Source organism: Flavobacterium sp., from assembly GCF_050696275.1.
Classification (GTDB): Bacteria; Bacteroidota; Bacteroidia; order Flavobacteriales; family Flavobacteriaceae; genus Flavobacterium.
The window spans coordinates 1-11,404 of record NZ_JBOGUT010000005.1; the positions used below are offsets into that span (position 1 = coordinate 1).

An 11,404-nucleotide genomic window follows, 5' to 3' on the forward strand; every position below is an offset into this window, starting at 1 on the left:
GCAATCTTTTAAGTGCTGAATTGGAATTGGCTTCCATAAAAAAAGACAGATTGTCATCGAATGTTGAATTATACCGCGCACTTGGGGGTGGATGGGAATAATTGATTGGAGATTGAGGTTTGTTGTTGAAATCCCGGGGTGATGGCCGGGATTTTTTCGTTTTATATTCCGAATAGTAATCAAGTTCTTTATTTTTATGTAAGTATTTTCTGTTTAATTTTTAACATTTTTTACGTGAAAACCATGCTTTGTTGCAAACATATATGGTGACCTTTATGCCGTTTTAAGTAAAAACAAGTTTGTATTTAACTGATTTTTATTGGGTTAAACAAGGTCTGATGCACTTAAATAAATAATAAAAACGTAAACGGCGAAACCTGAAAAGCCACAATAGAGTAGGGAAAAATCTAAACAAAAAACAACATGAAAAACTTAAAAATTTTGGCCTCAGCAGTTCTTGTTACGATGGCTGTTAATGGCTTAAATGCGCAGGTTATTACCGGGTCTTCTCTTTTTTCGCCATCTGCAGGAGGCGCAAGAATACTCTCAGCTCAAGGGAATACAGCTGCCAATCCCGCCATAGGTTTCCAAAGTGCTGTTTCAACCCCAGCTACAGCTCAGAATGATGGTGGAGGTGGAAACGGAATATTCCGCCCTTTAGCTAATACGATGGCATTTTCTACAGCCAGTTTGGAAAGAATGCGCATCAATTCAGGTGGATTTGTTGGAATAGGGACAGCTAATCCGCTTCAGAATTTTCACTTAAATGGTAATGGATATGTAGAGAATGGTTCCTTGACAATAGGCCTATCGACAGCATCCAATACTTTTTCAAAATTCCAGGTGCATAATGGTGCTATAATGGTTTCCGGTGCCAATGGAGCTGGTGGAGCTATGGTTGTTTTCAGCGACAATGTAGCGCCAACTGCTTATCCTAATGGACGCTGGGGTATAGAATATGTGCCCAATACAGGTTTGAATTTCTGGAAACCATGGAATCCAAGTACTGGCGGAGGCGGAAATTTCTTCATGCTTCTGAAAGATGACGGAAAGATAGGTATGGGAATCGACCCGGCAAGCTGTACGAATGCTTTTGCGGGAGGTTACAGGTTGTATGTTAAAGATGGTATCTTGACTGAAAAGATAAAAGTAGCTAATTATTGCGCCTCCAATTGGGCAGATTATGTTTTTGATGCCAATTATGAGCTGCGTCCGCTTTCCGAAGTAGAAGCTTTTGTAAAAGAGAACAAACATTTGCCTAATGTTCCTTCTGCCATCGAAATTGAAAAAGAAGGTCTGGATCTTGCCGATATGCAGGCAAAGCAGATGGAAAAAATCGAGGAACTTACCCTGTATATGATTGAAATGAAAAAAGAAATAGAAATATTAAAAAAGGAAAACCAGGCATTAAAATCTTCTATTGTTTCACTTTCTAAATAATAGGGATCATGAAAAAAAATACCTTACATTTAATTATTTCGCTGCTGTGTTGCTTCGCTTTATGGAGCGCACCTGTCACTCCGGAGTCAGCAATTCTGGCGGCGAAGAACTTCGATGCTTCTATGAACGGAAGTACGGAGCGGCCTGATATTCAATTGGTTTATACCGCAATAACGCCGAGAGGGATAAATGCTTTTTACATATTCAATATCGACGATCGGAGATTTGTTATCGTAGCTGCCGAAGACCGTCAGGAACCAATATTGGCCTATGATTTTAATGCTTCTTTTGATGTTCGTAATATATCGCCGGAAATACTTTATTTTTTCGAAAATTATGGAGAAGAAATACAGTTTATTATCGATAATAATATAGAACCCGAATCTACGACAACAGAGCAATGGCAAATGCTTCTTTCTGATTCAGGTGTCCCGCTAACCATTACGCACCGTTCTACGACTGTAGGCCCTTTGCTTTCTACCTGCTGGGGACAAGGATGGCCTGACAATTCGCTGTGCCCAACCAGTGGAAGCTGTCAAGCTGTTTCAGGATGTGTGGCTACAGCCATGTCTCAAATCATGAATTATTGGCAATATCCTCTTACAGGAGACGGCTCCAATTCTTATTTTATTTCACCTTATGGGACTTTAGCGGCTAATTTCGGGGCGACTACTTATACCTGGACCGGAAGTGCAGCAGACCGTGGAAGAATTATGTCAGATACTGGTATTTCGGTTAATATGCAGTACAGTTGCTCGAGCAGTGGTGCCTGGGTTTTGTTGAATGACCAATCGGGATTTCATCCGCGGGCGGCCCAAAATTCGTATACCAGCCATTTCAGGTACGATACCGGAATACAGGGAGTGCGCCGAACTAATTATTCGTACAACAACTGGAAAGATCTTTTACGTAATGAACTTAACAACAGCCGACCGATACAATATGCTGGCTGGGGTAATAGTGGCGGTCACACTTGGGTTTGTGACGGATACCACCAAAATTTCTGGGGTACGAAATTCCATATGAATTGGGGGTGGAATTGCAGCAATAACGGAATGTACCGTTTAGGAGGAATTGGAGGAAATCAAAGTGATTTTCCAAGCAACGAGCAGGCTCTTATCAATATAAAACCGGCGCCATGTCCTTCTAATGTGAGTATCACAGGAACTTATTCCAATACAATTACGCAATCGGGAACATGGATTGTCAGCAACAGTACTACCATTATTCCATCCGGATCGACGGTAAGATTGGATGCTGACCCGGCTAATGGTTTTGTGTTACTTACTAACGGTTTTGAAACACAGTCTAACTCATTGTTTATTGCTCAGGCTTTGGATGGATGTGGAGCAGCAATTCCAAGCAGACCAATTATAGAAATTTATGATACGGCAGATGAGAATGTATCAAAGGAAATGAGGATTTCAGATATCAAAGTGTATCCAAATCCAACCAATGGAATGCTGAACGTCGAATATCCAATCTCAGTTAAAGAATTGAAATTGTATGACATCGTAGGGAAGCTGCTTCTTACCAAAACAGTTAGTAAAGAAAGACATGCTTTATTGGATTTGACAGCTATTCCTTCGGGGATTTATTTCCTTAGTTTTGACGGACAATCCACTAAAAAGATTGTAAAGGAATAATGTCACACAGCTGATTTTAAAATCATTTAAATCTAAAATAATAAAAGGCAATTGCAAAAGGTGAAAAACCCGTTTTGCAGTTGCTTTTTTGTTGGAGTTTCACTTCATTTAACCGAAAGAATGCTCGGCCTCATTTATTTTTAATTACTTTGCCAGCGATTGGAAATCAGAACAAAATACAGCAAGTTTCGGATTTTAAACAGTGCTGAAATAGTTGACCTTTGATTTATAAAAGCAATGTCATGAACGAACAGGAAAATATCAATTATAATCGTATTGCGGAAGCAATAGACTATATCATACAAAATTTTAAAGAGCAGCCTAATTTAGATGCTGTTGCAGAAAAAGTGCATCTAAGCCCTTTTCATTTCCAAAAAATATTTACAGAATGGGCTGGTACAAGTCCTAAAAAGTTTCTGCAATTTGTCAGCATTGAGCATGCCAAGAAAATACTGAAAGAAACGCAGTCCAGTTTGTTTGATACAGCTTATGAAACAGGGCTTTCAGGTACAAGTCGTTTGCATGATTTGTTTGTCAGGATAGAAGGTATGACGCCTGCCGAATATAAAAACGGCGGAAAAAATCTCGTGATCAATTACAGTTTTGCTGAAAGTCTTTTTGGACATATTGCTGTAGCTTCTACTTTGAAAGGTCTTTGCCACATGGCATTTTATACTGATGAAAAGCAAGCTTTGGAAACGTTAAAAGCAAAATTTCCGAATGCAATATTTGTCAGAAAGCTCGATTTGATTCAGCAAAATGCGCTCTTTATTTTTCAAAATGACTGGAGTAGGCTGAATGAAATAAAACTACATTTAAAAGGAACTGATTTTCAATTGAAAGTTTGGGAAACTCTACTGAAAATTCCGATGGGACAATTGGCTAGCTATGGTGATATAGCCCGGCTAATTAAGAAACCCAATGCTTCAAGAGCAGTAGGAACAGCAATTGGGAGTAATCCGGTTGCTTTTTTAATCCCTTGTCATCGTGTGATACAGTCCACAGGAGCAATTGGCGGCTATATGTGGGGAACTACCAGAAAAACAGCTATTATAGGCTGGGAGGGTGTTACTTCAAATCCGGAATTTTAAATCCAGTTCAGATGTCAGATATCCAATCAAAAATTGCTGCAGCTAATTGGGCCGGCATAACAGAAGAAATGCATGCTAAAGGATTTGCAATTATTCCGGGTTTATTAAATGAAGAGCAATGTGAAGAATTGAAAGAAAACTATTCGAACCCGATTGCTTATAGGAAGACCGTGATAATGGAACGTTATCGGTTTGGTTTAGGGGAATACAAGTATTTCAATTACCCGCTGCCGGAGCTTATTCAAACCATAAGAGAAAATGTTTATCCTCATCTTGCAGTTATTGCGAACAGCTGGATGAAAGTGTTGCATATTGATACGTTCTTTCCATTACAGCATGCCGAACTTTTACAGCAGTGCCATGATAAGCATCAAATCAAACCCACCGTTCTGATATTGAAATATGGTGAAAGCGGATTCAATACATTGCATCAGGATTTGTATGGAGAGGTATATTTTCCCATTCAGACTGTTTTGTTTTTAAATGAACAGGATAAAGATTTTACCGGAGGTGAATTTGTATTGACTCAGCAAACACCCAGAGCACAATCAAAAGCGATTGTTTTGAAACCTAAAAAGGGAGATATGCTGATTTTTACCACTAATTTTCGTCCGGTAAAAGGGGTAAAAGGGTATTATCGAGCGACCATGAAACATGGAGTAAGTGAAATACAAAGTGGAGAAAGGCATACGCTTGGAATCATTTTTCATGATGCTTTAAGTTAGAATATGCAGTTCCATATAAACAGCAAAGACAGTCAGGTGCGAAAAGATATCCGACAAAAGATGATAGGTTTCGGAGGCAATCGGAAGCTTAAAATTTACGGGATATTGCATTGTTCTTCAGGAAAAAGGATGAAGAGAGAAAACAGGGTCTTCTTTGTTTCGGAAGAAGAGGCGAAGAAAGAAGGCTTCCGGCCTTGCGGGCATTGTATGAAAGCGGCCTACCAACGGTGGAAAGAACAGCCATGATTGAAGTTAAAAAACGTTGCGGATTAACTCATAGTTGTCTGATTCCGGCGAATTAATGGCTTCCAGAATAATGTTTTTTTGATCTATTGTGATTCGTAATTCATTGCTTTCGAGTGTTTCATTGTCAGCCGGATGGATGACTTTATAAACCGTTTTCCCTTTTTTATAAACTTCTTTTCTTCCAGAGTTTATTTTTGCTTTGGCGTTCCATTTGCCAAAAGCTTTGATTTCTGTTTTATTCTGTTTAAAATCGAATTGGATTTCCAATCTGTCCATTAGAAATGTACTGGTGGTTTCATTTTTTGTGTCAGGAATAATTATACTGGCGGGAAAGTCAATACTTGCAGGGGTTTCGAATTTCACGGCAAGTCTTTGTAAAAGCATTTGGTCTATTTTCGAGACTACATTTTGACTGAAAAAGCCTGTAATGCTGAAAAAATTGTCTATCTCCCGATTTGTCAATTCTTCCTTTTTCTTCAGTAAATAGGTTTCAAAAATAAGGTCTGAAATTTTCTTGTTTGATCCTCTAACCAGTAACTCTCTAAGTTCTCCTACTCCTTTTTCTTTAGTTACAATATAGGGAAGCTTTAATTTTTGGGCTTTATTGATATCATCAATAAACTGGTCGAATTTGCTTTTGCTTTCCAGTTTTGGTTCTGTCATTTGGTTGAGAGTATTGGCAATTAGCTGGTCATTGCTCAATCGGAGAATTTCTATGGCAAAATCGAAATAATCTTTTGGGGTGTATTTGAATTTGTCATAATCAAAACTGCGAACATAAGCAGATTTCTCATCGAATAGTTCAGCAATTATTGGCTGGCTTTCCATAAAGCGTTTACTTTTCTTGCTGAAATTGAGATGCATTGTAATGCCTAGCTTGTATAAATTGATGATTTTTGGGTTCATCGAAGCAACATTAAAGCTATAAAAACTATTGTCGTGCTTATAGCTCTCGCTGAATTGAAAATTCGATATATATATTCCTGCCGTTGTAGAGTCAATCCATATTTTACTATTCTTCATTTCTTCTGGAAATAACTCATTTAAATCGGATAAGCAATAATCAGTCAATCGGGACTGGGAAAATAAAAGAGAGCTACTGAAGAGTAAAAGGCAACTGAAAGCCAATTTTAAATTTTTTACTTTATGCAATTGAAGGAAAATCATAGCGCTGTTTTTTTACAAAGTTAATCGGATATTTCAGGTGACGATCTTTGTTGTTTTGTTTTCTTCAGAACTTCCCTGGCTGCGGCTTTATATGCTGCCGACTGAACGGCAAAATCTTTATCGATAATATTGTAGAGTTCTTCTTTGATCCAATTGTGCTTTTTGGAAAGAAAATGAAGGGTCTTCATGGCGTACACTTTACAAGCTACACGTTCGTCTCTGATGAGCCAGTCCAGGCATATTTCGATGATTTTTTCTTCCTGGTCTTCGGTGAGTGTTATTTTTTTTGAGGTTCCGAGAAAAAAAGCTACCCGTGACATGTCTCGTATAGCAGAATCATTTTTAATGGAAGAAAAACCGCCACAGATGCTGTCTGCGAATTCTGAAAGCAATTCGGTTTGCTTTTCGGCAATCATTTCCAAAATCCAAACTCCTTTATAGTGATTTTTATAATTTGTGTCGAGGGCGATGGTGCAAAGCTCGTTCAGGTACTCAGGATGCTGCAAAACAAAATCCCGCAATCCGTTCCTGCAGTTTGTGCTGGCGTTGCTATTGTCAATTCTTTTGAAAAAAAGGTTTTCCATGGTTTCAAAAATAAATAAAATCTGGCAACGTAAGATTAATAACTGAACACTAATTTATTATCTTTGCGAATTATTCTATAAGATACATATGGAAATCAAACTACACGACAAATATTTTGTTCCTTTTATTTCGGCACAGGAATTGGATTTCGCCATTCAGAATATGGCAAAGCAAATTGAAGATGATTTTGCTGATGAAATTCCTGTTTTTATAGGAGTCCTTAACGGTGCTTTTATGGTAGTTTCTGATTTTATGAAACACTATAACGCTCCTTGCGAAGTGAGTTTTATAAAAATGGCTTCGTATGAAGGGACATCTTCAACAAGCGAAGTGAAGCAACTAATCGGGATCAATCAGGACCTGACCGGAAGAACCGTTGTCATTATCGAAGATATTGTAGATACTGGAAATACCATTGAAGAATTGAAAGAACTTTTCAAAAAGCAAGGAGTAAAACATTTTAAGATTGCTACGCTTTTCTTCAAGCCTGAAGCTTATAAAAAAGATATTAAATTAGATTATGTAGGAATTAGAATTCCAAATAAATTCATTGTAGGATTCGGTTTAGACTATGATGGTTTAGGAAGAAACCTGCCGGAAGTATACCAACTTAAAGATTAACACAAACACAACTCAAATTATAATTCACAGTAATGATTAACATTGTCTTATTTGGAAAGCCAGGAGCTGGAAAAGGAACTCAAGCAGAATTTTTAAAAGAAAAATACAATCTGACACATCTTTCGACAGGAGATATTTTCAGATTCAATATGAAAAACAATACAGCTTTAGGAACTGAAGCCAAAAGCTATATCGACAGAGGAGACTTAGTGCCGGATGAACTGACAACCAATATGCTTATTGCTGAAGTTGAAAAACACCAGGATACCAGCGGATTTTTATTTGACGGATACCCAAGAACACTTTCACAATCAAAAGCGCTGGATGATTTTCTGGCAACTAAAAATCAGGAAATTACAGCTACAATTGCGCTTGAGGCTGATGATGAAATTTTAGTACAACGTCTTTTGGAAAGAGGAAAAACTTCTGGAAGAATTGATGATCAGGATGAAGATAAAATCAGAAACCGTTATCAGGAATACAATGATAAAACAGCTCCTTTGATGGATTATTACAAGGAGCAAAATAAATTCCATGCTGTAAACGGTATTGGAACCATTACTGAAATTACAGAACGATTAAGTAATGTAATCGAAAATTTGTAATTTAGTACAAACTATACAATAACAAAAACAAAATACGTTGGAAATACTCATAATTTTCTTCTTAATACTTCTTAATGGTGTTTTCTCTATGTCGGAAATCGCGTTGATTTCTGCTCGGAAAAACCGATTAGAATCGGCAGCTAAAAAAGGAAATACCAGTGCCAAAACAGCACTTGACTTAGCCAATTCACCGAATAAATTTCTTTCAACAGTACAAATAGGAATCACACTGATCGGAATTCTTACCGGGATTTACTCCGGAGATAAAGTGACAGATGATGTTAAACTGTTTTTAGATGGCTTTACCTTATTTCAACCCTATTCGGCAAGCCTGTCTGTCGGGATAGTTGTGGTGATTTTGACATTTTTCTCCTTAGTTTTAGGAGAATTGTTGCCCAAGCGTATCGGTTTGAATTATCCTGAAGCGATTGCAAAAGGAGTAGCTGTACCCATGAAAGTAGTTTCAATTGTAACGGCACCTTTTATTTGGTTACTGACTACTTCGACTGATTTTATTTTAGATATCCTTAAAATAAAACCCACAGCTGACGGTAAAGTTACTGAGGAAGAAATCAAAGCCATTATCAAAGAAGGAACAGAAGGTGGGGAAGTACAGGAGATAGAACAGGATATTGTGGAGCGAGTATTCCATATTGGAGACAGAAAAGTAAATTCGCTGATGACACACAGGAAATCATTAGTTTATCTTTCGATAGAAGACGATGATCTGAAATCTCTAAAAGCCAAAGTTTTAGATGAATTGCACTCTGTTTATCCGGTTTGTGAAGACAATCTTGATGAAGTTGTAGGGATCGTTTTGCTAAAAGATTTATTTGCCAATTTTGAAAAAGGGAAATTCGATTTACGATCCATAACGAAAGAACCTGTCTATTTTATTGAGCATACTTCTGCATACAAAGCCTTGGAAATATTCAAGAAATCAAAAGTACACTACGCTTTGGTTACTGATGAGCACGGGATGATTCAGGGGATTATAACGCTAAACGACATCCTTGAGGCTCTTGTTGGTGATGCTTCCGATTTTTATGAAGAAGAATTTCAGCTAATAGCCCGTGAAGACGGAACTTGGTTGGTTGACGGTCATTATTCGTTACATGATTTCCTGACGTATTTCGATATGGATGATTTGATTAATGATTATGATGTGACAACAGTTAGCGGATTGATAATGACGGAGCTATCTTATATTCCAAAAGTAGGCGAGAAACTTATTTGGAATAAAATGGAGCTGGAAGTAATTGACATGGACGGAATCAAAATTGATAAGGTTTTAGTACGTTCGCTGAGCAAAGATTTGAATTAAGAAAGAGTAAAATACATAAGGATTTAAAAAAAAGACTTCTGCATACTAATTAAGAAAGAGAAGGAATAAAATGACAGAAGATTTGAAATTAAAAGGAGGACAGCCAGTGGCTGTCAGGTATTTTTCAGCTTTTGTATACTAATTAAGAAAGAGAAGGAATAAAATGACAGAAGATTTGAAATTAAAAGGAGGACAGCCAGTGGCTGTCAGGTATTTTTCAGCTTTTGTATACTAATTAAGAAAGAGAAGGAGTAAAATGACAGAAGGGAATTTTGTAGACTACGTAAAAATATATGTTTCTTCCGGTAAAGGAGGAAAAGGTTCTACGCACTTGCACAGAGAAAAATTTATTGAAAAAGGAGGCCCTGACGGAGGAGATGGTGGCCGAGGCGGACACGTATATTTAGTTGGAAACAAAGGATTATGGACGCTATTTCACTTGAAATTTGCGCGACACGTCAAAGCCGGACATGGTGGTGACGGAGGAAGCTCCCGTAGTACAGGACATGATGGAGAAGATAAATTTATTGAAGTGCCTCTGGGAACAGTAGTTCGTGATAAAGACACCAACGAAATTCTATTTGAAATTACAGAAGAAGGAGAAAAAAAGATTCTTGTTGAAGGAGGAAAAGGAGGTCTTGGAAACTGGCATTTCAGAAGTTCAACAAACCAAACACCACGCTATTCTCAACCGGGAATGCCTGCTCAGGAAGCAGATGTAGTGTTAGAATTAAAAGTCTTGGCAGACGTAGGTTTAGTAGGATTTCCAAATGCCGGAAAATCAACTTTGTTGTCTGTATTGACTTCTGCAAAACCTAAAATTGCTGATTATCCGTTTACGACATTAAAGCCCAATTTAGGAATTGTAGCTTACAGGGATTTCCAATCGTTTGTAATTGCTGATATTCCGGGGATTATTGAAGGAGCAGCTGAAGGAAAAGGATTAGGACATTATTTCTTAAGACATATTGAACGAAATTCAACATTACTGTTTTTAGTTCCGGCTGATGCTGATGATATCAAAAAAGAATTCGATATTCTGCTAGACGAATTACGTCGCTACAATCCTGAAATGCTTGATAAAGACAGATTGATTGTTGTTTCAAAATGTGATATGCTGGATGATGAACTCAAAGTAGAAATGAAGAAACAATTGGATAAAGATTTTAAAGGAATACCTTATTTGTTTATATCGTCTGTTGCGCAACAGGGACTAACGGAACTGAAAGATAAATTATGGCAGATGTTGAATACAGAAGCATAAATATAATTACCTGAATAAAAAAAGGCATTTACAATTGTAAGTGCCTTTTTTTATTCAGTTCAGATTTGGAATCCTTAAAACCTGACCAGGATAGATTTCATCCGGATCTTTCAACATGGGCTTATTTGCTTCGAAGATGACATTGTATTTTTGTGCATCGCCATAATATTTTGCGGCAATTTTTGATAGCCAATCACCTTCGACCACTGTGTGATACTGAGCTTCAGGTGCAGGAACTATGACCGTCATTTGATTGTCAACAGTGTCAACGCCTTCAACATTTCCTAAAGCCAATACGATTTTTTCCGAATCAGCCTGATTTTCAACTTCGCCGCTTACCACAACATCATCGCCTCTTAAAGAGACTTTTAAAGTCCTGAATGGTAGTCCTAGTGCCTGGACATGAGCCAATAAAGCGCTTGCTTTCAATTGTGCTTTTTCTTCTGCAGGTGCTTCCTCTTCTTTTTTTCCGAAGAGTTTTGTCCCAACTCCTTTAATAAATGAAAATAGTCCCATAGTATTGATAATTAATTGGTTAAAGAAATAAATTTAAAAAAAATTGCCAAGTAATCCTATTAAATTTAAGTTATGTTTTTTAGAGATTAACTTAAAAAGTTAAAATTTCCTTAACAAAAGGGTTTTACAGACCTTTATCTTTCAGCTAATTGCCAAAAAAAAGTATATTCGCGT

The 11,404-nt window shown here is 37.4% G+C and carries 12 protein-coding genes; 9 read left to right on the plus strand and 3 right to left on the minus strand.

What is annotated here, in order from left to right:
- The first annotated feature begins 423 nt into the window (after nt 1–423).
- From ACRDEC_RS04085 to ACRDEC_RS04105, 5 genes are all read left to right on the plus strand, one after another.
- Nucleotides 424–1,440 carry a hypothetical protein gene (locus ACRDEC_RS04085; RefSeq protein WP_431497065.1) on the plus strand — a complete coding sequence of 339 codons (1,017 nt, stop codon included), beginning with the start codon at nt 424–426 and terminating at the stop codon, nt 1,438–1,440.
- 8 nt (nt 1,441–1,448) lie between these two features.
- A complete protein-coding gene (locus tag ACRDEC_RS04090) occupies nt 1,449–3,086 on the plus strand; it encodes a thiol protease/hemagglutinin PrtT (protein WP_431497066.1) in 1,638 nt (545 codons plus the stop codon).
- A 242-nt stretch (nt 3,087–3,328) separates the two neighbouring features.
- On the plus strand, nt 3,329–4,177 hold the full coding sequence (locus ACRDEC_RS04095) for a bifunctional helix-turn-helix domain-containing protein/methylated-DNA--[protein]-cysteine S-methyltransferase (RefSeq protein ID WP_431497067.1): 849 nt from the start codon (nt 3,329–3,331) through the stop codon (nt 4,175–4,177).
- A gap of 11 nt (nt 4,178–4,188) precedes the next feature.
- On the plus strand, nt 4,189–4,902 hold the full coding sequence (locus tag ACRDEC_RS04100) for a 2OG-Fe(II) oxygenase (RefSeq protein ID WP_431497068.1): 714 nt from the start codon (nt 4,189–4,191) through the stop codon (nt 4,900–4,902).
- Between the two features lie 3 nt (nt 4,903–4,905).
- Complete coding sequence (locus ACRDEC_RS04105) at nt 4,906–5,148, plus strand: Ada metal-binding domain-containing protein (RefSeq protein WP_431497069.1); 243 nt, start codon at nt 4,906–4,908, stop codon at nt 5,146–5,148.
- Nucleotides 5,149–5,154: 6 nt separating this feature from the next.
- Here ACRDEC_RS04105 and ACRDEC_RS04110 read toward each other — a convergent pair whose 3' ends face one another.
- Nucleotides 5,155–6,315, minus strand: a complete 1,161-nt coding sequence (locus ACRDEC_RS04110) for a hypothetical protein (protein WP_431497070.1) — start codon at nt 6,313–6,315, stop codon at nt 5,155–5,157.
- A 20-nt stretch (nt 6,316–6,335) separates the two neighbouring features.
- The gene (locus ACRDEC_RS04115) at nt 6,336–6,899 is read right to left on the minus strand and encodes a hypothetical protein (protein WP_431497071.1); all 564 of its coding nucleotides are present in this window, start codon (nt 6,897–6,899) and stop codon (nt 6,336–6,338) included.
- An 88-nt stretch (nt 6,900–6,987) separates the two neighbouring features.
- On the opposite strand from ACRDEC_RS04115, the gene hpt reads away from it, so the two are divergent.
- From hpt to obgE, 4 genes are all read left to right on the plus strand, one after another.
- On the plus strand, nt 6,988–7,521 hold the full coding sequence (hpt, locus tag ACRDEC_RS04120) for a hypoxanthine phosphoribosyltransferase (RefSeq protein WP_431497072.1): 534 nt from the start codon (nt 6,988–6,990) through the stop codon (nt 7,519–7,521).
- A 32-nt stretch (nt 7,522–7,553) separates the two neighbouring features.
- Nucleotides 7,554–8,126 carry an adenylate kinase gene (locus ACRDEC_RS04125; RefSeq protein ID WP_431497073.1) on the plus strand — a complete coding sequence of 191 codons (573 nt, stop codon included), beginning with the start codon at nt 7,554–7,556 and terminating at the stop codon, nt 8,124–8,126.
- An 88-nt stretch (nt 8,127–8,214) separates the two neighbouring features.
- Nucleotides 8,215–9,450 carry a hemolysin family protein gene (locus tag ACRDEC_RS04130; RefSeq protein ID WP_431497195.1) on the plus strand — a complete coding sequence of 412 codons (1,236 nt, stop codon included), beginning with the start codon at nt 8,215–8,217 and terminating at the stop codon, nt 9,448–9,450.
- A gap of 256 nt (nt 9,451–9,706) precedes the next feature.
- Entirely contained in the window at nt 9,707–10,714 is a 1,008-nt protein-coding gene (gene obgE, locus ACRDEC_RS04135; protein ID WP_431497074.1) for a GTPase ObgE, read from the plus strand.
- A 54-nt stretch (nt 10,715–10,768) separates the two neighbouring features.
- On the opposite strand, the gene lysM is transcribed toward obgE, so the two are convergent.
- Nucleotides 10,769–11,230 carry a peptidoglycan-binding protein LysM gene (lysM, locus tag ACRDEC_RS04140; RefSeq protein ID WP_431497075.1) on the minus strand — a complete coding sequence of 154 codons (462 nt, stop codon included), beginning with the start codon at nt 11,228–11,230 and terminating at the stop codon, nt 10,769–10,771.
- Nucleotides 11,231–11,404 lie beyond the last annotated feature (174 nt).